Source organism: Actinoplanes sp. NPDC089786 (assembly GCF_040684855.1).
GTDB lineage: Bacteria > Actinomycetota > Actinomycetes > Mycobacteriales > Micromonosporaceae > Actinoplanes.
The window spans coordinates 484,240-506,245 of sequence record NZ_JBFBGU010000003.1 but is presented as its reverse complement, the minus strand read 5'-3'; the positions used below and the strand labels follow the sequence as shown (position 1 = coordinate 506,245).

At 70.1% G+C, this 22,006-nt stretch carries 20 protein-coding genes; 6 read left to right on the top strand and 14 right to left on the bottom strand.

What is annotated here, in order from left to right; all coding sequences use genetic code 11:
- From AB0O15_RS16280 to pruA, 6 genes are all read right to left on the bottom strand, one after another.
- Positions 1-1,203: a M23 family metallopeptidase gene (locus tag AB0O15_RS16280; protein ID WP_364318967.1), complete on the bottom strand. Its 1,203-nt coding sequence runs from the start codon at positions 1,201-1,203 to the stop codon at positions 1-3.
- Positions 1,204-1,374: 171 nt separating this feature from the next.
- Positions 1,375-2,250 (bottom strand): permease-like cell division protein FtsX, encoded by an 876-nt coding sequence (gene ftsX / locus AB0O15_RS16275; protein ID WP_364318965.1) that lies wholly within the window; start codon positions 2,248-2,250, stop codon positions 1,375-1,377.
- A gap of 52 nt (positions 2,251-2,302) precedes the next feature.
- The gene (gene ftsE / locus AB0O15_RS16270; protein WP_364318963.1) at positions 2,303-2,983 is read right to left on the bottom strand and encodes a cell division ATP-binding protein FtsE; all 681 of its coding nucleotides are present in this window, start codon (positions 2,981-2,983) and stop codon (positions 2,303-2,305) included.
- Between the two features lie 97 nt (positions 2,984-3,080).
- Positions 3,081-4,193, bottom strand: a complete 1,113-nt coding sequence (gene prfB, locus AB0O15_RS16265) for a peptide chain release factor 2 (RefSeq protein WP_364318962.1) — start codon at positions 4,191-4,193, stop codon at positions 3,081-3,083.
- A 66-nt stretch (positions 4,194-4,259) separates the two neighbouring features.
- Positions 4,260-4,775 (bottom strand): PadR family transcriptional regulator, encoded by a 516-nt coding sequence (locus AB0O15_RS16260; RefSeq protein WP_364318960.1) that lies wholly within the window; start codon positions 4,773-4,775, stop codon positions 4,260-4,262.
- Positions 4,776-5,040: 265 nt separating this feature from the next.
- Positions 5,041-6,669, bottom strand: a complete 1,629-nt coding sequence (pruA, locus tag AB0O15_RS16255; RefSeq protein WP_364318957.1) for an L-glutamate gamma-semialdehyde dehydrogenase — start codon at positions 6,667-6,669, stop codon at positions 5,041-5,043.
- Positions 6,670-6,748: 79 nt separating this feature from the next.
- Between pruA and AB0O15_RS16250 the strand changes: the two genes are divergently transcribed.
- Together AB0O15_RS16250 and AB0O15_RS16245 are read left to right on the top strand one after the other, a co-directional pair.
- Positions 6,749-7,684, top strand: a complete 936-nt coding sequence (locus tag AB0O15_RS16250; RefSeq protein WP_364318956.1) for a hypothetical protein — start codon at positions 6,749-6,751, stop codon at positions 7,682-7,684.
- Positions 7,681-8,427 (top strand): alpha/beta hydrolase, encoded by a 747-nt coding sequence (locus tag AB0O15_RS16245; protein ID WP_364318954.1) that lies wholly within the window; start codon positions 7,681-7,683, stop codon positions 8,425-8,427. Before AB0O15_RS16250 ends, AB0O15_RS16245 begins: the two co-directional genes overlap by 4 nt.
- A gap of 128 nt (positions 8,428-8,555) precedes the next feature.
- Here the strand turns inward: AB0O15_RS16245 and AB0O15_RS16240 are convergent, their stop codons facing one another.
- Both AB0O15_RS16240 and AB0O15_RS16235 read right to left on the bottom strand, forming a co-directional pair.
- Complete coding sequence (locus AB0O15_RS16240) at positions 8,556-9,023, bottom strand: hypothetical protein (protein ID WP_364319058.1); 468 nt, start codon at positions 9,021-9,023, stop codon at positions 8,556-8,558.
- Between the two features lie 58 nt (positions 9,024-9,081).
- On the bottom strand, positions 9,082-9,462 hold the full coding sequence (locus tag AB0O15_RS16235) for a rhodanese-like domain-containing protein (protein ID WP_364318952.1): 381 nt from the start codon (positions 9,460-9,462) through the stop codon (positions 9,082-9,084).
- A 93-nt stretch (positions 9,463-9,555) separates the two neighbouring features.
- Between AB0O15_RS16235 and AB0O15_RS16230 the strand changes: the two genes are divergently transcribed.
- The 3 genes from AB0O15_RS16230 to AB0O15_RS16220 all read left to right on the top strand — a co-directional run bounded on the left by AB0O15_RS16230 (position 9,556) and on the right by AB0O15_RS16220 (position 11,570).
- A complete protein-coding gene (locus AB0O15_RS16230; protein WP_364318950.1) occupies positions 9,556-9,996 on the top strand; it encodes an Lrp/AsnC family transcriptional regulator in 441 nt (146 codons plus the stop codon).
- A 101-nt stretch (positions 9,997-10,097) separates the two neighbouring features.
- Complete coding sequence (locus AB0O15_RS16225; protein ID WP_364319057.1) at positions 10,098-10,310, top strand: helix-turn-helix domain-containing protein; 213 nt, start codon at positions 10,098-10,100, stop codon at positions 10,308-10,310.
- Between the two features lie 231 nt (positions 10,311-10,541).
- Positions 10,542-11,570, top strand: coding sequence for an Rv3235 family protein (locus AB0O15_RS16220; RefSeq protein WP_364318948.1), 1,029 nt, complete (start codon positions 10,542-10,544; stop codon positions 11,568-11,570).
- 325 nt (positions 11,571-11,895) lie between these two features.
- On the opposite strand, the gene secA is transcribed toward AB0O15_RS16220, so the two are convergent.
- On the bottom strand, positions 11,896-14,799 hold the full coding sequence (secA, locus tag AB0O15_RS16215) for a preprotein translocase subunit SecA (protein ID WP_364318946.1): 2,904 nt from the start codon (positions 14,797-14,799) through the stop codon (positions 11,896-11,898).
- A gap of 346 nt (positions 14,800-15,145) precedes the next feature.
- On the opposite strand from secA, the gene AB0O15_RS16210 reads away from it, so the two are divergent.
- Entirely contained in the window at positions 15,146-16,204 is a 1,059-nt protein-coding gene (locus AB0O15_RS16210; protein ID WP_364318944.1) for a GNAT family protein, read from the top strand.
- A 48-nt stretch (positions 16,205-16,252) separates the two neighbouring features.
- Here AB0O15_RS16210 and raiA read toward each other — a convergent pair whose 3' ends face one another.
- The 5 genes from raiA to mtrA form a co-directional block, all read right to left on the bottom strand.
- Complete coding sequence (gene raiA / locus AB0O15_RS16205; RefSeq protein WP_364318942.1) at positions 16,253-16,876, bottom strand: ribosome-associated translation inhibitor RaiA; 624 nt, start codon at positions 16,874-16,876, stop codon at positions 16,253-16,255.
- Positions 16,877-16,996: 120 nt separating this feature from the next.
- Positions 16,997-17,785 carry a phosphoribosyltransferase family protein gene (locus AB0O15_RS16200; protein WP_364318940.1) on the bottom strand — a complete coding sequence of 263 codons (789 nt, stop codon included), beginning with the start codon at positions 17,783-17,785 and terminating at the stop codon, positions 16,997-16,999.
- The gene (locus tag AB0O15_RS16195; protein ID WP_364318939.1) at positions 17,782-19,602 is read right to left on the bottom strand and encodes an LpqB family beta-propeller domain-containing protein; all 1,821 of its coding nucleotides are present in this window, start codon (positions 19,600-19,602) and stop codon (positions 17,782-17,784) included. The genes AB0O15_RS16200 and AB0O15_RS16195 overlap by 4 nt, the downstream gene beginning before the upstream one ends.
- Positions 19,599-21,251 (bottom strand): MtrAB system histidine kinase MtrB, encoded by a 1,653-nt coding sequence (gene mtrB / locus AB0O15_RS16190; RefSeq protein ID WP_364318937.1) that lies wholly within the window; start codon positions 21,249-21,251, stop codon positions 19,599-19,601. The genes AB0O15_RS16195 and mtrB overlap by 4 nt, the downstream gene beginning before the upstream one ends.
- 53 nt (positions 21,252-21,304) lie before the next feature.
- On the bottom strand, positions 21,305-21,994 hold the full coding sequence (mtrA, locus tag AB0O15_RS16185; protein WP_364318935.1) for an MtrAB system response regulator MtrA: 690 nt from the start codon (positions 21,992-21,994) through the stop codon (positions 21,305-21,307).
- Positions 21,995-22,006: the final 12 nt, after the last annotated feature.

Genomic DNA, 22,006 nt, shown 5'->3' with positions numbered 1-22,006 from the left:
CTAACAGAGGCAGGACGGCAGGTATTTCAAGGGATTCTTGGGTACGCCGTTCACCCGCGTTTCGAAGTGCAGGTGACTGCCGGTGGAGGCGCCGGTGGTGCCGACCTTCCCGATCACCTGGCCGCGGCGGACGTGCTGCCCGACGTACACATCGATCTCGGATTGGTGTCCGTAGCAGGTGGAGAGCTTGTTGCCGTGGCTGACGCAGGTGTAGTTGCCATATCCGCCCGCGTATCCGGCGCGGATGACCCGCCCGTCGGCCGCCACGCGGATCGGTGCGCCGTCGCCGGCCGCGATGTCCGTGCCCGCGTGCAACTGCCAGACGCGGTAGTACGGGTCGTAGCGGGTGCCGAAGTCGCTGGACTTCCAGCCGTGCACCGGCATCAGCAGGGTTCCGCCATGGTAGGAGCCGGCGTACGAGCCACCGCCGCCGTTGCGCGTCTCCCAGGCCTGCAGCGCGGCGACCACCCGCTGCTCGTCGGCCTGCGCGTCGCGGTACTTGGCGAGCACGATCGCCCGCTGGGTGTTGGCGACGACCATGGCCTGGCGCCGGCTGGCGGCGAGCGCGGCCACCGCGGCCTGGGCGTCCTCGGCGGCGTCCTCGGCCCGGCGCGCGACCTGGAACTTGTCCTTGGCGTCCTGTTCGGCGGCCTCGGCGGCGCGTTCGGCCAGCCCGGCGCGGTCCTGCTCGGTCCGCACATCGCGCCGCGCCGCGACCACCACGTCCACGGTCTTCTGTTGCTTGCGCATGACCTGGTCGACCAGCCCGAGCCGGTCCATCGCGTCCTGCGGGCCGGTCGCGCCGACCAGCACGTTGATCGCGGCGATGTCCCCGCCCATGTAGCTCGCCGACGCGATCTCGTCGACCCGGTCACGGGCCGATTCGACCTGGTCCTGCGCCTTGGCGAAACGACCCTTGATCTTCTGGTACGCGGTCCGCGCCGCGTCCGCCTTCCGCCGCGCCGTGTTGGCCTGCGCCCGGGCCGCGGCGACGACGCCCCGCGCGGCGGCGACCTTCTGCTGGGCCGCGGGCAGGGCGGCCGTGGCGATCTCCAGCCGCTGGGCGGCGGCGCGGGCCTGGACGGTGGCGTCCTCGAGCACGGCTTCGGCCCGGTCGACGGCCCGGGCGGCCTTCCGCGCGTCGCCCTTGGGGTCGGCGGCCGCCGGCGCTCCGGAGAGGGTCACCGCGAGGACGGAGAGCACGGCCAGCAGACCGCGGAGTCCTCTGGCGCTGTTCCGAGTGCGGATGCCGCGACGACGGTTACCTCGACTGGACCCCACATCCGCACCGTACTCCGCCCAAATGCCTTTAAGGCCCAAAACGACCAATAGCCACATCCACGGCTGGATGCGGCTATTGGGTGGCGGGCAGCGCTAGACGCGCAGGTAGAACCGCAGCGTGACCCAGGCGGTTACCGCGCTGACCAGGGCGCCGACCCCGGCGAGCAGCGGCAGCATCAGCCACACGTTGCCGTTCGGGATGGGCGTCAGCACGTTGGTGAGCGCCTGGAGCCGGCCGTCCAGCAGCGCCACCTTGCTGACGAACAGGAAGACGAACCCGAGGATCGAGCCGATCAGGCCGGCCGCGACCGCCTCCAGCACGAACGGCGCCTGGATGAACCAGTTGGACGCGCCGACGAGTTTCATGACCGCGACCTCGCGCCGTTTGCTGTACGCCGCGACCTGGATGGTGTTACCCACCAGCAGCAACGCGGCCAAGGCCATCACCCCCGCCACGACCAGGGCCATCACCTGGATCGAGTTGAAGATGTCGAACACCTTCTTGAGCAGTTCGCGCTGATCGACGATGTCCTGGATGCCCTGCATGCTGCGCATCTGGTCGGCGAACGTGGCGTACTGCTCGGGGTCCTTGAGCTTCACCCGGAACGACTCGGGGAGGCTGTCCGGGGTGACCGACTTGATGAAGTCCGGCGAATCACGCCAGATCACCTGGAACTTGTCGAACGCCTGCTGCTTGCTCTCGTACTGCTTGGACTCGACCAGGGGGTTCGCGGCGATCGCCTGATCGATGGCCGCGCGCTGCGGCTCGGTGACGTCGTCCCGCAGGAAGATCGACACCTCGATCTCGCCGTAGTAGAAGTTCTTCATCTGGTCGACCTGCATGTACAGCAGGACACTCGCGCCGAGCATCGTCAACGAGACCGACATGGTGATGATCATGGCGACGGTCATCGTGACGTTGCGCCACAGACCGACCAGGACCTCGTTGAGGACGTATTTCAACCGCATCGGGGGTTTCCTTCAGTGGGAGAACAGGGCGGGCACGGAGTAGGTGCGCAGGTCAGCCGTAGACGCCGCGCGCCTGGTCGCGGACGATCCGCCCGCTCTCGATCTCGATCACCCGGCGGCGCATCTGGTTCACGATGTTGGAGTCGTGGGTGACCATCACGACCGTCGTGCCGGTGCGGTTGATCCGGTCGAGCAGCCGCATGATCTCGATCGACGTGTCCGGGTCGAGGTTTCCGGTGGGCTCGTCGGCGAGCAGGATCAGCGGCCGGTTGACGAACGCCCGCGCCACGGCGACGCGCTGCTGCTCACCACCGGAGAGCTCGTGGGGGTAGCGGTGTTCCTTGCCGCCGAGGCCGACGAGCTCGAGGACCTCGGGGACGACGCGACGCGCCACCGCCTTGGTCTTCCCGATGACCTCGAGGGCGAAGGCGACGTTCTCGTACGCCGTCCGGTTGGGAAGCAACCGGAAGTCCTGGAAGACACAGCCGATCGAGCGCCGGAAGTGGGGGATCTTCCAGGATCGCAGGGTTGTCACGTCCTTGGTGTTCACCACCACCTTGCCGTTGCTCGGCGCGACCTCGTGCAGCAGCAACTTGATGATGGTGGACTTGCCGGAACCGGAGGGGCCGATGAAGAAGACGAACTCACCCTTCTCGATCCCGACGCTGACGTTGTCCAGCGACGGGCGAGACGCCTTGGGATACGTCTTCGTCACGTTCTCGAGCTGAATCACGGGAGCAGAGTCTACGCGGTGTAACGAAAACGCCAAGTCGGCTGGTCGGCATCATCTGCACTCATGTTCACCGGCGGCCCGGGGCCCCGGGGGAGGATCACTCGGCGAGCTGGCTCGTCTTCCGCCAGCGGATGCCGGCCTGGATGAACTGGTCGAGGTCGCCGTCGAAGACCGAGGTGGGGTTGCCGACCTCGTGCTCGGTGCGCAGATCCTTGACCATTTGGTAGGGATGCAGCACGTAGGAGCGCATTTGATCACCCCAGGAACCGGTGGTGTCGTGCTTGAGGCCGGCCATCTTGGCCTCCTCCTCCTGCCGCTTGCGCTCGAGCAGCCGGGCCTGCAGGACCCGCATCGCCGAGGCCTTGTTCTGCAGCTGCGACTTCTCGTTCTGACAGGTCACCACGATGCCTGTCGGAATGTGCGTGAGCCGTACAGCGGAGTCGGTGGTGTTAACGCTCTGTCCACCAGGCCCCGACGAGCGGTACACGTCGATGCGAACTTCGTTCTCCGGAATGTCGATGTGGTCGGTCTGTGCCACGACCGGCATCACCTCGACGCCGGCGAAGCTGGTCTGCCGGCGGCCCTGGTTGTCGAACGGGCTGATCCGGACCAGACGGTGCGTTCCGGACTCGACGCTCAACGTGCCGTACGCGTACGGGACCTTGACCGCGAAGGTCGCCGACTTGAGGCCGGCCTCCTCGGCGTACGAGGTCTCGTAGACCTCGGTCGGGTAGCCGTGGCGCTCGGCCCAGCGCAGGTACATCCGCATCAGCATCTCGGCGAAGTCGGCGGCGTCCACCCCACCGGCGCCGGCCCGGATGGCCACCACGGCCTCGCGGGAGTCGTACTCACCGGAGAGGAGGGTGCGGACCTCCATCTCCTCGATGGCCTTGGCCAGCGAGGTCAGCTCGGTGCCGACCTCGGCGATGGACGCCTCGTCGGACGCGTCCTCGGCCATCTCGAGCAGCAGGCCGGCGTCGTCGAGCCGGGTCCGCAGCTTCTCCATGCGGGCGATCTCGCCGCCCACGTAGGCCAGACGTGAATTGACCTCTTGAGCCCGGGCCTGGTCGTCCCACAGGTCGGGGGCCGAGGCCTGCTCCTCGAGCTCGGCCTTGTCCCGCCGCAGCTTGTCGACGTCGAGGACGTTCTCGATGTTGCGCAGGGTGGCGTCGAGGGTCTTGAGCTGTTCGGGAAAGTCGGCTGAACTCACAACCGGTAAGACTACGCCGCCCGGCCGGTGACCCGGCCGAGCGGCACCTGGACGTTCAGTACGGCCTCACTCTGCGGGTGCGACTTTGAGCCAGCTCAGGGCGGCTTTGTGGTACGCGACGGCGAACTCGAGGGCGGCGGCGCCGTACTGGTCGCCGGCCTTCTTCGCCTCCTTGGCCTGTTCGCGGGCCATCGCGAGGGCCTCCGAGTGGTACTCGTTGGCGCCGGTGTAGAGCGACTTCAGCTGGTTGCCGGAGTGCTGCTGGCCGAAGGCGACCCGCAGGGCGACCGGGTTACGGATCGCATCGCGGCCGGGCGACTCGGCGAGCCACCGGCTGAAGGCACGCTTGCCGGCGGCGGTGATGGCATAGGGCTGGCTGGACCGTGGGCCGGGCTTGCCTAGTCGGACAAAGCCCAATTCGGCGAGCACGGGTAGTTCGCGGTAGACCTGGCTCCGCGTCATCGACCAGTACGGCCCGAGGCGGCGTTCGGCAGCCGCCATAAGCTGACCGCCGGTCAGCGGGCCCTCGTGAAGCAGGCCCAAAAGGGCGGCAGCCGTTGGGTTGATCTGTGTGTCGGGCATGGCTTCTAAGCTGCCACTTTGTTCGCCCGGCGTCCAGGATATCGCCCGATCCGTCCATTTTGCGTCTCCACAAGCGACTGTCCCGCACAGACAGTCCGACCACGAGGGTCGTGACCGGGCGTTTTACCCATGTGGATCAGTGTCACGCGATAAGATGGCACAGTGATTCGCCCAGACGGCGATCCGGGTGAGGATTCGGACCAAAAGGGCGGCGCTGCCGCGTCAGCCTTCTGCGAATTAACGCAGCAGCGCCGAAAAGGGACGATCACCCCATGTGGGGGTAACGCCAGTCGACCGGCGGCTCGAACGTCTCCTTGATGGTCCGCGGCGAGACCCACCGGTACAGGTTCAAAACGGACCCGGCCTTGTCGTTCGTGCCGCTGCCCCGGGCGCCGCCGAAGGGCTGCTGCCCGACCACCGCGCCGGTCGGCTTGTCGTTGATGTAGAAGTTGCCGGCCGCGAACCGCATCGCCGCCGCGGCACCATCGAGGACCGTCCGATCGGTGGCGAAGATCGAGCCGGTCAGCGCGTACGGGGACACCGCCTCCGCCTGGGCCATGGCAGCGTCGAAGTCACCGTCCTCATACACGTACACACCGAGAATGGGTCCGAAGAACTCGGTCGTGAAGATCTCGTGGGTCGGGTCGGTCGACTCCACCAGGGTCGGCGCGACGAACCAGCCCTCCCGGTCGTCGGCCGTCCCACCCGCGAGGACGGTGCACGAGGCGCTGTTCTTGATCCGGTCCAGCGCGGACGCGTGCTTGGCGAACGCCCGCCCGTCGATCACCGCGCCGCCGAACGTCGACAGATCGCTCACATCGCCGTACCGCACGCTCGCGACCGTGGCCGCCAGCCGGTCGCGCAGCCCGCCCTCCCAGATGGACCGGGGCACGTAGGCGCGGGACGCGGCGCTGCACTTCTGCCCCTGGTACTCGTAGGCGCCCCGGACCAGCGCGGTGTGCAGCGCGTCGGCGTCGGCGCTCGGGTGGGCGAAGACGAAGTCCTTGCCGCCGGTCTCACCGACCAGACGCGGGTACGACCGGTAGCGGTCGATGTTCTCCCCCACCGTCCGCCACAGGTGGCGGAACGTCGCGGTGGAGCCGGTGAAGTGGATGCCGGCCAGGTCGGGGTCGCTGAGCACCACGTCGGACACCGCCAGCCCGTCGCCGGTCACCATGTTGATCACGCCGGGCGGGAGGCCCGCCGCCTCGAACAGCCGCATCGTCCAGTGCGCCGACAGCTGCTGGGTCGGCGACGGCTTCCAGATCACCGTGTTGCCCATCAGCGCCGGCGCGGACGGCAGGTTGCCCGCGATCGCGGTGAAGTTGAACGGCGTGATCGCGTAGACGAACCCCTCCAGCGGCCGGTGGTCGAACCGGTTCCAGACGCCTGTGGAGGACTCCGGCTGCTCGCTCAGGATCTGCTGCCCGAAGGCGGCGTTGAAGCGCAGGAAGTCGATCAGCTCGCACGCGGCGTCGATCTCGGCCTGGTACGCCGACTTGGACTGGCCCAGCACGGTGGCCGCGTTCAGGGTGTCGCGCCAGCCCCCGGCCAGCAGCTCGGCGGCGCGCAGGAAGACCGCGGCGCGCTCGCTGTACGGAAGCTCCCGCCACCCCGGCGCGGCCTTGCGGGCGGCCTCGACCGCCGCGGCGGCGTCGGCCTTGGTCGCGTTGCCGGTCTGGCCGAGCACCTCGTGCCGGCGATGGGGCTGGACGACGTCGATCCGCTCTCCGCCGGCCATCGTCTGCTTGCCGCCGACCGTCATGGTCAGGTCGAGCCGCTCGCCCTTCATCGCGTCGACCCGCGCCTGCAGCGAGGCCCGCTCGGGGCTGCCGGGGGCGTAGCCACGCACCGGCTCGTTGTGCGGCCTGGGGACCGAGATCTGCGCGTCCATTGCGCGTTCTCCTAACTCCTTGTGGGATCGACTCATCCTCGCACCGGCGCGGACCCGGTGGCGCGTACCCTGAGGCCTCATGAGCGCGCAGGAGGAGACAACCGTCACGACCGAGCGTGCCTGGTTCTCGTCCGTCGCGCTGGCCTTCGCCGGATTGCTGTGGATGGGCGTCCTGCTGTGGTCGGCCCGGGCCACCATCACCGGCCGCTCGGACGTCTACCTCGAGGTCACCTCCACCGCGTACGCGCTGCCCGGCGTCATCTCGGCCAGCCTGGTCGCGGGCGCCTCGGCCGGCCTCCTGGCGGTCCGTCTGCTCTCCCGCTTCAGCGGGGCGTCGGCCCGCTTCGCGATCGCCACCGGGGCGGGACTGATCCTGGGCCTGCTGGGCGGGCTGGTCATGCTCACGATCAACACCGAGGGCTGGGTGTACGCCGTGGTCGCCGGCTCGGTGGCCGCGGCCGCCACGATCGGCGGGGCGCTCGGCGGCATCCGCCCCCCGCGGGTGGTGGCCGCGCTGTGCTGGGCGGCCATCGCGGTGTTCGTGGTGGGAGTGCTGCTGACCTTCGCCCAGGGCGTTCTGTTCGGCATGTTCGGCGCCGGGGACTCGCCCTCGTCACAGGTCGGGGCGGCCAACTGGTACTCGCTGACCCAGGCCGTGGTCAGCGGGGTGGTGGCCGGGGTGCTGGTCCACCGCCTGCTCCGCGGGTCGGGCCTGCGCTGGCCGTGGTTCGCGCTGGCCGGGGCCGGGCCCGGGGTGCTCCAGATGGTGGGTGAGATTCTGACGCGTACGGCCGGCGCCCGCGTCCTCGACCTCGCCGGCAAGGTGTCCGAGCTGGAGAAGACCGTCCAGCAGATGCTCAGCGGGGCCCGCCTGAACAGCGCCATGATCATCCTCTTCGTCGGGGCGATCACCGCGACGATCGCGGTCGGCCGCACCCTCAAGCCCGCCGTACCCGCCGATCCCGCTCCCTCCTCCCCCGCGGCCTCGCCCGCCGCCGCCAAGGACGCCGAATGAGTCTCTACCGCGAGGTGCACGGTCAGCCCGTCGCCGGCGCTGCCCCACTGCTGCTGATCCACGGTGGCGGCTCGACGATCGAGACCAACTGGGGCGCCCTCATCCCCCTGCTGGTCGACACCCGGCAGGTCATCGCGGTCGAGCTCCAGGGGCACGGGCGGACGCCCTACGCCGGCGGCACGATCACCTTCGAGAACTCGGCCGACGAGGTCGCGGCCGTGCTCCGCGAGCTCGACATCGGCCCGGTCGACGTGCTCGGCTTCAGCAACGGCGGCAACGTCGCCCTGCGGCTCGCCATGCGCCACCCCGACCTGGTGCGCCGGCAGATCGTGGCATCCGCGTTCTACCGCCGCGACGGCCTGGTCGACGGCTTCTGGGACGGCATGGCCCAGGCCACCCTGGAGTCGATGCCCCAGCTCTACCGCGACGCCGACGCCGCCCTCAACCCCGACCCGGCCCACCAGCAGCAGCTGTTCGACCTGGACAGCGGCCAGATGAGGGCGTTCCAGGACTGGCCACCGGCCGACCTGGCCGCGATCACCACGCCGACCCTGATCTTGGCCGCCGACCGGGACGTCGCCACCAACGCCCACACGGTCGAGATGGCGGCCCTGATCCCCGGCGCCCGGCTGATGATCGTGCCCGGCACCCACGGCGACTACCTGGGCGAGCAACTGGCCGCCGCCGGCGACCCCAGCCCGATGCGCGACACCCTGCCCTGGCTGCTGCGCTTCCTCGCCTGACCGCCCTCAAGATCAATTTTGGTCGCGCGCGCACACCGCCGCCTCCCCCACCCCTTCCACTGGGTGGGCGCAAACGTAGGCGTGGGGTACGACAAGTTCGGCGCGCTGTCCACAGGCGCGGCGAGCGGCTACTTCTGGAGCAGGTCGTCCAGCTCGGAAGCGGCGTACCAAGCCAGCTCGTGGTCCTCGGCGCCGTCCACCGTGAACTGGGCGTCCTCGTCGCCGGCCCGGGCCTCCTCGACCACGGCCACGGCGGCGGCGATGTCCTCGGCCGCGTCCGGGTCGTCGACGTGGACCGCGGCGACCTCCTTCAGGGACACCGGCTGGGGCAGGCGCACGGTGCTCGACCCCAGCTCGCCCGCCTCCCGGACAATCGCGGAGGCGGCGACGTCGGCCGACACCACGACCCGGCGGCGCGGGGCGTCCGGGTCCTGCCGCAGCAGGTCCAGGGCGGCCTGGGCGGCGCGGGTGAAGGCGACGTACTCGAGTTCCTCCTCGTCGCCCTCGGCGTACCACTCCCGCAGAGCCGGAGTGACCGCGTGCGCCACCGATGGACCCTCGCCGAGCTCACCCGCGGCCTTCAGAGCGGCCAGCATGGGCAGCGTGGCCGGCAGGTAGACACGGACCAGATCGGTGATCGGCACGCAGCCATTATCAGCAACCGCAGGCCGGCGCGGTGAGCGGGTCCGGTTCTCGCTGCGACTCGCCGTCCTTCGAGGCCGTCGGGAAGCCCTCCCGGATCCAGTACTCGATGCCGCCGATCATCTCGCGCACGTCGTAACCCCGCTGGGCGAGAGCGAGGGCGGCCTTGGTCGCTCCGTTGCAGCCCGGACCCCAGCAGTACGTGACGACCGGCGTCCCGTCGTCGGCCCGAAGGTCGGCCAGCCGGATCGCCCCCGGGATATGGGCCTGGTCCCAGGCGTGGTCGCCGCGGGTGTCGACCAGCCTGACTTTCTTCAAAGGCAAGTCGGTGTGTACGTCGGCGACGTCGGTCTGGAACGCCAGGCGAGCTTCGAAGAATTCGGTTGCTTTCATGCGTACCAAATTATGGGGTTGATCTCGGGTTGGACATGTCCTCACGAGGGCGTGGGCTGTTGCGGGCCGGGGAATCGACGGTAGTTTGGGCGCGTGACCGTGGATCGGACGGATTGGGCGCTGCTCGGCGCGCTGCAGGAAGACGGACGGGCCAGCTTCGCCGACCTGGCCCGCACCGTGTCGATGTCGCCGAGCGCGGTGGCCGAGCGGGTCCGGCGGCTGGAGGAGGCCGGGGTGATCGCCGGCTACCGCGCGGTGGTGTCGCCGGAGCAGGTCGGCCTGGGCGTGATGGCGTTCGTGCGGCTGCGCTACCCCACGGGCAACTACCGGCCGTTCCACGCGCTGCTCGACAGCACGCCCGAGATCGTCGAGGCCCACCACGTCACCGGCGAGGACTGCTTCGTGCTCAAGGTGCTGGCGCGCTCGATGCGCCACCTCGAAGAGGTCACCGGCCGGATCGGCGGGCTGGGCGCGGTGACGACCAGCGTGGTCTATTCGAGCCCCCTCACCGGGCGGGCCATCGCGGTCGACTAGTCTTGCGTCAAGGTTCGGCACAGCCATCGAAAGCAAACGGTGGCAAACTGGGTTTCCAGGATTGCTGCGGCGAGGAGACGGGTCCGGTGGAGTCGAGGTTCATGCTGCTGTCCGACGTGGCGGCCGAGCTGAACGTCTCCGATTCGCAGGTCTACCACATGGTCCGCAGCGGCGAACTCCCCGCAATCAAGATCGGCGGCCGCGGCCAGTGGCGGGTCGAGCGGGCCAAGCTCGAGGAATACATCGAGCAGAAGTACGCCGAAACCGCCGACTGGGTGACCAACAACCCCCTCTCCACCCCCGAGCCCGACTGATCTGGCGCTCGCCCCTCCCCGCAGAATTCCCTTCCGCGCGGAACTCCTTTCCAGCCTGCCCATTCCACTAACCGCTCTTCCCTGGGCCCTCCCTCACGTTGTTTTGCCACTTTTGCCGGTTCTAGCCGCAGCAATCGAGAGTTATCCACAGGCGTTGACGCGTCCGCGCATCGCCGTGAAGACTCGCTGTCAGAGGCAAACGTAGGCAAACGAAGGGTTTGGTGGCGCGACATGACGACCGTCGAGGTGGCTCCGCACGGCCCGCACCCGCCGCTGAGGGTGCGCCCGCTGCCGAGCTGCGATCCGCCCTACGACGACGAGATCGAGCCGAAGCGCTGGGACACGGCCAACCAGCTGGCACTCGACTGGCCGGCCCCCGACCGATCCAGGCAGCCACCCCCGACCCCGGCGGCCGAACACCTGGCCCGCAGGGTCGCCTCCGCCCGGGTGGCGTCGGGCACGGCCGGCGACGCCAAACTGGCCGTGCGCCTGTTCGTGCAGATGTTCGTCGAGGTCCTGAACGGCTACCGCCCCGCGGGCCACCTGGCCAAGCTCACCGTGCCGAAGGAAGCCGCCAAGGTGGTCTCCGAGGCGGTCTCGGGCACCGGCCGAGTCTCGGCGCTACGCAGCGGCAGCTCCTCAAGCAGCACCCTCCGCCAACGCCGCCCACCGAACGGCGGCACCGCCCTCGCAATCGCTGATCACCCACCGCCTAGCGCAAGCGGCGGCAACCCGAGCACGAGACCAAACTGCGTCCATCCGGACGGCCGCGGCAGCCCGGCCACGACGGCGAACGGCACGACCACAAGCGTGGGCGGCATCGCTCATAGAGAGCGCGGCCATCCGGCCGATGAGGAGCATCAGGACGGCGGCGTGCAACGGGGTGGTTGCACGAGGCCGAACAGCACCGACCAGGACCCGCGAGCAGCCCACAGAACATCGGCGCGGTCGGCCGCAACTGACCAAGCGTCGCAGCCGACACCTCGAGACGCACCAACGCCCGGCCGGCCAGCGCGAGGTGCTCAGCCGGCGCGGGATGCGCAGGTGACCGGTCAGGGACCGAGCCGGTCGGCGTCGGTGAGGCGGTTCGCGCGGCGCCCGGGTGCGGTGGGTGTTCTGAAGTTCCACTTCTGCGAGCCGCGCCCCGGCGCCGTCGAGTCCACGGTTCTGCTGCTGGCCGGCGACCGCACCTGCGCGCTGGCGCTCCGGATGGAGTTGCAGGGCCGGAGGTGGATGGCGGCGGCCCTGCGTCTGCTCTGACCCCAGGTCACCCGGGGCGGCCGCCGTGCACAGGGGCGGCGGACGTCCTGGGTCTCAACCACCGCGCCGATGTCGTTCACCCGAAATCAGCGCGGCGGGAACCACCGCACGGCGCGACAGACGTCCGAGGGTCGCGCCGGGGCGGACGGCGCCGGGATGCCCGGGCGTGGTCCCTGACGGCGAGGGGGGCCACCACACCACCGGGCCGGCGCGCGCGGCAGCACGCAGGGATGCCTCGCGCGACACCGGCGCCACAAGGCAGCAGCGCCCGGCCAATCTGGCCGGGCGCTGCTGTCCGTTGTCCTGCGTCAGCCGCTGGAGCGGGTCACGCGGCGCCGCCGGGGGCGCCGTGGCAGCGCTTGTACTTCTTGCCTGAGCCGCAGTAGCACGGGGCGTTGCGGGACGGGCCGTTCGATTCGGCCTGCGCCGGGTTGGTGCGGGGCGCCCGGCGGCTGGCGGCCGCGTGGGCGGGGCCGGCGGGGACGGGCGAGCCGCCGGCGCCGATGCCCAGGGCGGGCGCGGACGGCTGCTGCTGGATGACGGGGGAACCGTCGCCCGCTTCGCCGTCGATGGCGGGTGAGGTGTATTGCAGGTTCTGCGGGCGGCGGTCGCCGCCCAGGCCCTTGGCCCGGACCTCGACCTGGTGTTCCTGCCCGGAGGCGACGGAGTCGGGCAGGGCGACCGCCTTGCTCGGGTCGACCGTGATGGTGGGCTGCTCCTCGACCTGCACCTCGAGGTTGAAGAGGAAGCCGACCGCCTCTTCCTTGATGCCCTCCATCATCTGGTTGAACATGTCGAAGCCCTCGCGCTGGTACTCGACCACCGGGTCGCGCTGCGCGTACGCCCGCAGGCTGATGCCTTCCTGCAGGTAGTCCATCTCGTACAGGTGCTCGCGCCACTTGCGGTCGATCACCGCCAGCAGGACCTGGCGTTCCAGCTCGCGGATCGCCTCCTCGCCCAGTTCGTCCTCGCGGGTCTGGTAGGCCGCCTGCGCGTCCTGCTTCATCTGCTCGATGAGGAAGTCGCGGTCGACGGTGCTGCGTTCGCCGCCGCTCTCCTCGACGATGTCGTCGATGGTGACCGTGACGGGGTAGAGCCGCTTGAGGCCGGTCCAGAGCTGGTCGAGATCCCAGTCCTCGGCGTAGCCGTCGGCGGTGGCCGCGGAGACGATGTCGGTGATGACGTCGTCGATCATGTGCTGGGCCTGCTCGTGCATGTCTTCGCCGTCGAGGACACGCTTGCGCTCGGCGTAGATCACCTGGCGCTGCTTGTTCATGACCTCGTCGTACTTGAGGACGTTCTTGCGGATCTCGGCGTTCTGGGCCTCGATCTGGGTCTGGGCGCCGCGGATCTGGCGGGTGACCATCTTCGATTCGATGGGCACGTCTTCGGGGATGTTGAAGCGCTCCATGACCGCCTCGACCGCACCGGCGCGGAACCGCTTCATCAGGTCGTCCTGGAGGGACAGGTAGAAGCGGGACTCGCCCGGGTCGCCCTGCCGGCCGGAGCGGCCTCGGAGCTGGTTGTCGATGCGGCGGGAGTCGTGCCGTTCGGTGCCCAGGACGTAGAGCCCGCCGGCCGCGATGACCTCGGACGCCTCGACCTCGCACCGCTCCTTGACCGAGGGCATGACCTCTTCGAGCGCCTTGGCGTATTCCTCGGGTGACTCCACCGGGTCGAGACCGCGCTGGCTCAGCTCGGCCGCCGCCAGGAAGTCGGGGTTGCCGCCGAGCAGGATGTCGGTGCCTCGACCGGCCATGTTGGTGGCCACGGTGACCCCGCCCTTGCGGCCCGCCTGGGCGATGATCGTCGCCTCCTGCGCGTGGAACTTCGCGTTCAGCACGCTGTGCGGGATGCCGCGGCGGCGGAGCAGGGTGGAGAGGATCTCGGAGTTCTCCACGCTGACCGTGCCGACGAGGACCGGCTGGCCGGTCTCGTGGCGCTCGGCGATGTCTTCGATGACCGCGTTGAACTTGGCCTTCTCGGTCTTGTAGATGACATCGGGGTGGTCGATGCGGATCATCGGCCGGTGGGTCGGGATGCTCACCACGCCGACCTTGTAGACCGTGTTGAACTCGCCGGCCTCGGTCTGGGCCGTACCGGTCATGCCGCCGAGCTTCTCGTACAGCCGGAAGTAGTTCTGCAGGGTGATGGTCGCCAGGGTCTGGTTCTCCTGCTTGACCTCCACCCCTTCCTTCGCCTCGATGGCCTGGTGCATGCCCTCGTTGTAGCGGCGGCCGTGCAGGATGCGGCCGGTGAACTCGTCGACGATGAGGACTTCACCGCCCTCGTTGACGATGTAGTCCTTGTCCTTGCGGTACAGCTCCTTGGCCTTGATGGCGTTGTTCAGGTAGCCGACCAGCGGGGTGTTCACCGACTCGTAGAGGTTGTCGATGCCGAGCCGGTCCTCGACCCGGCCGACGCCGCGCTCGGTGATGGCCACGGTGCGCTTGGCCTCGTCGACCTCGTAGTCGCCCTCGCCGTCCTTGCCCTTCTGCAGGCGGCCGACGATCGCGGCGAACTCGCCGTACCACCGCTGCGAGTGCTCGGCCGGCCCGGAGATGATCAGCGGGGTGCGTGCCTCGTCGATGAGGATCGAGTCGACCTCGTCGACGATGGCGAAGTTGTGGCCACGCTGCACCAGTTCGCCCTTCGACCACGCCATGTTGTCGCGCAGGAAGTCGAAGCCGAACTCGTTGTTCGTCCCGTACGTGATGTCGCACAGGTAGGCCTCGCGGTGTTCCGCCGAAGGGCGGTTCGGCAGGATCACGCCGACGGTGAGGCCGAGGAACACGTGCACCCGGCCGACCCACTCGGCGTCACGCTGGGCGAGGTAGTCGTTGACCGTGATGATGTGTACGCCCTTGCCGCTCAACGCGTTGAGGTAGGCCGGGAACACACCGGTCAGGGTCTTGCCCTCACCGGTCTTCATCTCGGGGATGTTGCCGAAGTGCAGCGCGGCGCCGCCCATCAGCTGGACGTCGTACGCCCGCTGGCCCAGCACTCGCCGCGCGCCCTCGCGGGCCGTGGCGAACGCCTCCGGCAGCAGCGAGTCGAGCGATTCGCCGTCGGCGAACCGCTCCTTGTACTGCTGCGTGAGGTCGCGCAGCTCATCGTCGGTCAGATCAACGTAGTCATCCTCGATCGAGTTGACCGCGTCAGCGATCGCCTTGAGCTTGCGCACCATGCGGCCTTCGCCGGCGCGCAGGACCTTTTCCAATATCGACACGGGTCAGCGCTCCCCTAAACAGTCTGCCGAACCATGGTAGGCGTCCCATCCTGCCAGGCGTGAGCCGAGCCTCCCGTTAACCGCGCAAACACCGCGAAACCACCCTGTCAGTTCGCTGAAAGCTGAGCCGGGCGCGCCGCTGGGCAGGATCGCCGTGGATCGGCGGCGGGCGCGGTGGTAGTGGTGAACACCACGGACGGCGATTTTCCCGGGAGTGTCGATCTTCGCGGGCGGGTCGCGGCAAAGCCCGGCTCCGCCGTGGAAGGCTGGCCGCGACAGTCACCGCGGGAGGACGGCCGCCGTTACGACTGCTGGGATCGATGTTGAGCGACGACAGGGCGGCGATGTGAGCGTTCCGGAGATCAATGGCACGGGGGTACGCCTCCGTGCGCTCGCCGAGGCCGAGCTGGACGACGTGGTGGCCGGCTGGCCGGAACCGGCGAGCCGGTGGGGTGCGGCCGGCGCGGGCGCCTGGGCGATCGCCGACCCGGCGACCGACCGGCTGCTGGGCGCCGTGGCGCTCGACCACCAGGACCCGGCGCGGGGGCAGGCCGAGGCGCTGTTCTGGGTCCGGCCGGACGACCGCCGCCGGGGTGTCGCCACCGCCGCGCTGACCGCGCTGGCCGGCTGGGCGTTGGACGCCGGCCACTGGGCACGCCTGGAACTGCTGATCCCGTGGCAGAACGCGCCGGCGCAACGGGTCGCGCTGGCCGCCGGCTTCGCGCGCGAGGGGGTACGCCGCGGCGTGTTGGCCGACGACGACGGCACCCGCGCCGAGGCGGTCGCCTTCGCCCGGGTGGCCGGCGACGCGCCCGGCCCGGTGCCGCGGCTGCTGCCCGACTTCCCGGGCGGCGAGCTGACCGACGGGGTGGTGACGCTGCGTCCCCTCGTTCCGGACGACATCCCCTTCTACACCGCGCTGCACCTGGTGCGTGACGTGGTCGAGACGACCGTCCCGCCGACGCCGCCGAGCACCGCGCAGATCAGGCACCGGTGCACCGCGGCCGAGGCCCACTGGCTCGCCGGCATCCGCGCTGACCTGGTCATCGCCGACGTGGCGACGGGCACCCCGACCGGCAACATCGGCCTGTTCTACATGGAGCCGGGCACCGGTCAGGCGATGATCGGCTACAGCATGCTGCCGGAGTGGCGCGGCCGCGGCTACGCCACCCGGGCGGCCAAACTGATCTCACTGTGGGTGTTCGCGGAGACCGGCATCGCCCGCCTGATCGCGGGCACGACGCCGACCAACCTGGGTTCCCAGCGGGTGCTGGAGCGGGCCGGGTTCCGCCAGGAGGCGTTCATGCGCTCCCGGCTGCCCGGTAAGGACGACACCCGCCAGGACGACCTCCAGTACGTCCTCCTCCCGGAGGACGTACTGAACGCTGTGTCGACCCAGCCGTGAAGAACAGGCGGGTTTGACACCTGAATCCCGCGGAGCGGAGGGGCTCAGTCAGCCCGTCTGTTCCAGGGAGAGGATGCCGTAGTCGTAGCCGCGGCGGCGGTAGACGACGCTCGGCCGGCCGCTCTCCTTGTCGTGGAACAGGTAGAAGTCGTGGCCGACCAGCTCCATCTGGAACAGGGCGTCGTCCACGGTCATCGGGTCCGCGGGGTGTTCCTTCTCGCGGACGATGCGCCACGGCTGCGTGTCGTCGTGTTCCACGAGCGCGGCGGCAACCGGCTCCGCCTCCTGGGCGGGCGGGTCGAAGTTCGGCAGATCGGTCGGCAGGCCGGCGGTGGCGGCGGCGACCGAGACGGGCGCGTGACGCCCGCGGTGGACGCGTCTGCGGTCGGCGGCGCGGCGCAACCGGGCGTCCAGCTTGCTGATGGCGGCATCCAGAGCTGAATAGAAGTCCTTGGCGCAGGCTTCCGCGCGAATGACGGGACCTCTGGTCATGACGGTGATCTCGACGCGCTGGCACTTCTCGGCCTGCCGCGGGTTCCGTTCGTGGAAGAGTTCCACGTCGGCCCGGATCAGCTTCTGGTCGTAGCGTTCGACCTTGCTCAGCTTGTCGGCGACATGTTCCCGGTAATGCTCGGGAACCTCGACGTTGCGGCCCTTGACGACAATGTCCACTCGTGACCTCCCCCAACGTTGGTGCAGAAATGTGACTGCGGAACAACCTCGTTTCGGGTGGTGGGTAGGCGAAGATGCCTACCCTGGTCATGACGACGCTAACCTGCCGACGCCCGCGCGTCACCCCTCGTTCGCAGAACCACCCGCATGGCGAGAGGTCCAGACCCCGGTTCGGGCCGGCCGGGCGGGGCTCGGGTGGGGCAGGGCTCTCCGCAATCGGGTGGCGGCAACGACCGCGGCCCCCGCGACCTGCATGTTCGCCTCCTCCAGCCGGGCCGTCACGGCGGCCAGCGTGGCCCCGGTGGTGACGATGTCATCCACCACCACCAGCGTGCTCCTCATCGTGGTCCGGCGGGTCGGAACGCCGATTCGGGTCGGCCGGATTCGCAGCGAACTCTCAGCCGCGACACGCCGTGCCGACGCGTCCAGTGACGCGGAGTCCGGGCGCGGCGCCGCGCGTAACGGTCGCGCCACCGCAGCGTCCCAGCCCGCGGCGCGGAGGCGACGGACAGTCCGGGTGGCCAGTCGCGCCATGTGATCACCGAGCCGCTCACGCTGCGCGGCGGCGGTCGAGGGCACCGGCACGATCAGCAACGGCCGGGAGCGGTCCGGCGCCACCTCGGCCACCGCCGCGGCCAGAACGGCGCCCAGCGGCCGGGCCAGGCCGTGCCGGCCCCGTTCCTTGTACGCCAGCAGCATCCCGCGCACCGCGCCCTCGTACGCCCCGGCCGCCACACAGCGCGGCATCCCGGGCGGCGGCGATTCCGGCGACGCCGCGTACGGCCGCAGCCCTTCCACCTCGGCCACGCAGGCCGCACAGGCCCCGTCGCGCAACGGCTCCCGCTCGGCGCCACACCCGCCGCACGACCCCGGCAGGACCAGGTCGGCCAGGTCGCGGAGCAGGCTCAACTGAGGAAGAACGGCGCGGTCGGCACGATGCCCTTGGTCGGGTTGTCGACCTTCACGGCCAGGTCGCCGACCGTCATCTTCTGGGCCTTCTGCTCGTCGTAGGCCGCGTCGCCGATCAGGTAGGCGACGGCGCCGGAGTCGTCCCGGGTCGGGCTGGCCGGACGGGAGGTCATGTTGGTGACCGGGATCGAGCTCAGACTGTCTTGCCGGTAGGACTGGAAGGCGCCGTCGATCGACACCTCCATGGTCGCGTACCGGCGGTCGGTGCCGCGCTCGAGCCCGGCCAGCGCCAGCGACTCCTCGTTGCTCCAGGTGACGGCGGTCAGGTCCTGCAGCTCGGTGCGGATGACGTGTGGCGAGGTCAGCTGAAGGCCGCCGTCGCCGAAGCTGAGCCCGGACAGGTAGAGCGCGCCGCCGGCCACCAGCGCCACCCGGTGCGAGTCGGGCGCCACGGCCACCGCGGTGATGGCGCCCGGCGCCCCGCCGGGCCATTGCACCGCGGTGAGTCCGGCGTCGGCCGAGCCGAACCCCTCGGCCGGGAAGCTGTAGAGCCCGCCGTTCATCGTGATCAGCCCGTTGGTGCCGGGGTCGGCGCCGATCGGGGACACCGCCCAGACCGGATGCCCGACGTCAGCGCCGGCCGGGAGCCGTTTGCGGGTGAGCGTGACCGCTTCACCGGCCCCGGCCGCGCCGACCTTGAGCGACTGCTTCCGGTTCCCCTCGTCGACCACCAGGGCCGCGTACGACCGGGAGCCGGACATGGCCAGCGCCGCCGAGAGCACGTTCTTGTTGTCCTGCGGGCGGACGATCGGCACCGCCTGACCCGGCCGCTCGGAGTGCGCGAGCCGCACGATCTGCTTGTTGTAGATCGCGAACCGTTCCGGCCCCTCGGTCTGGTAGGCCGGGTTGGCCGGCAGGTAGTCGTCGCCGGTGTAGGTGTGGTCCTCGTGCTCGATGGAGAGCGCCAGCGTGTTCGGCAGCGGGCGCATCGACCAGCGCAGCTGCTGCTGAAGCCGCTGGAGCGCGCCGGCCGAATCCTTCTCGGGCAGCACCTGCCCGCTGAGGTTGATCTGTAGCGTCGAGTTGCTGATGGCCGGCACGTTGCCGATCGCCTTGGTGCCTTCCGGCAGCGGCTCGACGACGCTGCCCAGCCAGCCCTGCGGCCCGCTGGTCAGCCAGTCGATGATCTGGTTGGGCCGCTGCGTCGCGGGCAGGTCGCGGGGCAGGTAGCGGGTGTCGGGCACCAGCCCGGAGTGCTCCTGGTTCCAGAAGTAGATGGTCTGCTTCTGGTAGTAGTTGTCCAGCGCGTCGACATCGAGGAAGACGTACGTCACGGGTTTGCGGACGTAGAGCCCGTCCAGCCCGTTCACCTCGCCGATCTCGAGCTTGAGCTGCTCGGTCTCGGGGTTGGTGGTGGGCTCGAGAACGCCCTTGGCCCGCAGCATGCCGACCTCGCGGTACGGGATCGTCACGTTCGGGTCGTCCGGATTGTTCTGCGGCTCGCCGACCAGCCGGATGACCTTGATGCCGTCCGGTTGCGGGCGGAAGGTGGCGGCCACGTCGGGGCTGAGGAACTGTTTGACCCGATCGGCCGCGGTGCCCTGGTCACCGGCCGCGGCCAGCAGGAAGTTGGTGGCGAACTCCTTGATGTTGGTGGTGTCCGAGCGGAGCACCCGGCCGGGCGCCTGGGGCGTCGTGTTCACCTCGCCGCCGACCGGGTCGGGGTTGATCGGCCGCACCACGGTGTTGTCCGGGATGCCGCAGCCGCCGGCCAGCAGGGTGCCGGCCAGGACGACGGCGATCAGCGGGCGCCTCATCGGGTCACCTCGACCGGCTCGGCCGCGACCGGCGGCACCTCGCGGTCGCGCGGGATCAGCGGCAGCGGCGCGGCCACCAGCCGGTCGCCGGCCCGGACGGGCAGGGTCAGCCGGAACTGGGCGCCCTCGCCCGGCGCGCCCCACGCCTCCAGCCAGCCGCCGTGCAGGCGGGCGTCCTCCACGCTGATCGACAGGCCCAGGCCGGTGCCGCCGGTCTGCCGGGCCCGGGACGGATCGGCCCGCCAGAACCGGTTGAAGACCAGCCGCTCCTCGCCCGGTTTGAGGCCGACCCCGTGGTCGCGCACGGTGATCGCCACGGCGGCGTCGTCACTGGCCACGGTGACCTGCACCGGCCGGCCCTCGGCGTGCTCGACCGCGTTGCCGACCAGGTTGCGGAGCACCCGCTCGACCCGGCGCGGATCGATCTCGGCGATCACCGGCGCCTCCGGCAGGCGCAGCTCGACCTCGACGCCGACCCGCTCGGCCAGGCCGGCCAGGCCCTCGGCGACCCGCTCGACGATCGGCGTCACGTCGGTGTGCTCGGCGTCGAGCGCGGCGAAGCCGGCGTCGAACCGGCTGATCTCGAGCAGGTCGGTGAGCAGGCTCTCGAAGCGGTCCAGCTCGGCCTGGAGCAGCTCGGCGCTGCGGGCCACGGCCGGGTCGAAGTCGGCGCGCTCGGAGAAGAGCAGATCGGCGGCCATGCGTACGGTCGTGAGCGGCGTCCGCAGCTCGTGCGACACGTCGGAGGTGAACCGCCGCTGGAGGCGGGACATCTCTTCCAGCCGGACGATCTGACGCTGGAGGTTGGCCGCCATCTGGTTGAACGAGGCGGCGAGCAGGGCCAGGTCGTCCTCGCCGGTCACCTTCATCCGCTGGTCGAGCAGGCCGGCCGAGAGCCGCTGGGCGGTGCGGGCGGCCACCCGCACCGGCGTCACCACCATGCGGGTGACCAGGGCGGCCACCACGCCGAGCAGGAGCACCAGCGCGAAGCCGGTGGCCAGCACGGTGGCGCGGATCTGGTTGGCGGCCCGGTCCTCGGTGGTCAGGGGCACGAGGTAGTAGAGCTCGAGCTGACCGAAGTTGGTCGGCACCGGGGTCCCGTACACCAGGAACTTGGTCTCGACGCCGTTGACCGCCGCCGTGCGGATCTGGCTGGCCTCGACCCGGTTGCGGCCGACCTCCTGCACCATGTCGGGGGTGATCAGCTCGCTGGTGTCGATGTTGGTCGAGGTGACCGGCCGGATGGTCAGGTAGCGCGAGGAGCGGATGGTCACCACCGCGCCGCTGCCGGCCGCCGGGTCACCGCCGTCGGCGAGCAGCGGGATGGTGTCGTCGAGCGTTCGCGGCAGCTTGGCGTCGACCGCTGTGGTGTGCACGCTGAGCTGTTCCTGGGCCACCGCCCGCTTGTTGCGGCCCTGGGCGAAGACCTCGTCCTGCGCCCGGTCGAGCAGGATGTCGGCGCTGCGGTAGGCCACCAGCCAGGCGAACGCGCCGACCAGCAGGCTGGACGCGACCAGGGTGATGGCCACGACGCGCAGCTGGAGCGAGCGGCGCCACTGGCGGCGGGCCGGCGCGAGCAGCACGCGGAGGCGGCGCAGCAGCGCGCGCCAGTAACGCCGCACCACCCGGAGGGCGCGGCGTGCGGGCATCGGAAGCCAGGCTGGAGCGCGCATCGCGAAGCAACATTAGCGCTCCGCGGCGCTCACCCAGTGCCCGCCTTGTAGCCGACCCCGCGGACGGTAAGGATGATCTCGGGGCGTTCCGGATCGGGCTCGATCTTCGCCCGCAGCCGCTGGACGTGCACGTTGACCAGCCGGGTGTCGGCCGCGTGACGGTAACCCCAGACCTGTTCCAGCAGCACCTCGCGGGTGAACACCTGGCGCGGCTTGCGGGCCAGGGCGACCAGCAGGTCGAACTCCAGCGGCGTGAGCTTCACCTCGGCCCCGTCCCGGGACACGGTGTGGGCCGGGACGTCGATGGTGATCTGGTTGCCGGGCGGCCCGATGGTCAGCATCTCGGGCGCGGCGTCTTCGCCGCGGCGCAGCCGGGCCCGCATGCGGGCGACCAGTTCCTTGGGCTTGAACGGCTTGACCACGTAGTCGTCGGCGCCCGACTCGAGGCCGAGCACCACGTCGACGGTGTCGCTCTTGGCGGTCAGCATGACGATCGGGATGCCCGACTCGGTGCGGATCGCCCGGGCCACGTCGATGCCACTCATGCCGGGCAGCATCAGGTCGAGCAGGACGATGTCCGGCCGGCTTTCGCGGAACGCGGCAAGCGCACGCTCGCCGTCGGCCACGAACGAAGGCAGGAATCCTTCGCTGCGCAGAACGATGCCAAGCATCTCCGCGAGCGCCGGATCGTCATCGACAACGAGGACACGGGCTCTCATGCGGTCCAATAT

Coding starts and splice junctions, on each gene's coding strand:
- mtrB (WP_364318937.1), bottom strand. CDS start 21,251: ATGCCCGCACGCCGCGCCCTCCGGGTGGTGCGGCGTTACTGGCGCGCG.
- AB0O15_RS16250 (WP_364318956.1), top strand. CDS start 6,749: ATGAGCGCGCAGGAGGAGACAACCGTCACGACCGAGCGTGCCTGGTTC.
- AB0O15_RS16260 (WP_364318960.1), bottom strand. CDS start 4,775: ATGCCCGACACACAGATCAACCCAACGGCTGCCGCCCTTTTGGGCCTG.
- ftsX (WP_364318965.1), bottom strand. CDS start 2,250: ATGCGGTTGAAATACGTCCTCAACGAGGTCCTGGTCGGTCTGTGGCGC.
- AB0O15_RS16240 (WP_364319058.1), bottom strand. CDS start 9,023: ATGCTGGCCGCTCTGAAGGCCGCGGGTGAGCTCGGCGAGGGTCCATCG.
- AB0O15_RS16245 (WP_364318954.1), top strand. CDS start 7,681: ATGAGTCTCTACCGCGAGGTGCACGGTCAGCCCGTCGCCGGCGCTGCC.
- mtrA (WP_364318935.1), bottom strand. CDS start 21,994: ATGAGAGCCCGTGTCCTCGTTGTCGATGACGATCCGGCGCTCGCGGAG.
- AB0O15_RS16195 (WP_364318939.1), bottom strand. CDS start 19,602: ATGAGGCGCCCGCTGATCGCCGTCGTCCTGGCCGGCACCCTGCTGGCC.
- pruA (WP_364318957.1), bottom strand. CDS start 6,669: ATGGACGCGCAGATCTCGGTCCCCAGGCCGCACAACGAGCCGGTGCGT.
- AB0O15_RS16225 (WP_364319057.1), top strand. CDS start 10,098: ATGCTGCTGTCCGACGTGGCGGCCGAGCTGAACGTCTCCGATTCGCAG.
- AB0O15_RS16235 (WP_364318952.1), bottom strand. CDS start 9,462: ATGAAAGCAACCGAATTCTTCGAAGCTCGCCTGGCGTTCCAGACCGAC.
- AB0O15_RS16220 (WP_364318948.1), top strand. CDS start 10,542: ATGACGACCGTCGAGGTGGCTCCGCACGGCCCGCACCCGCCGCTGAGG.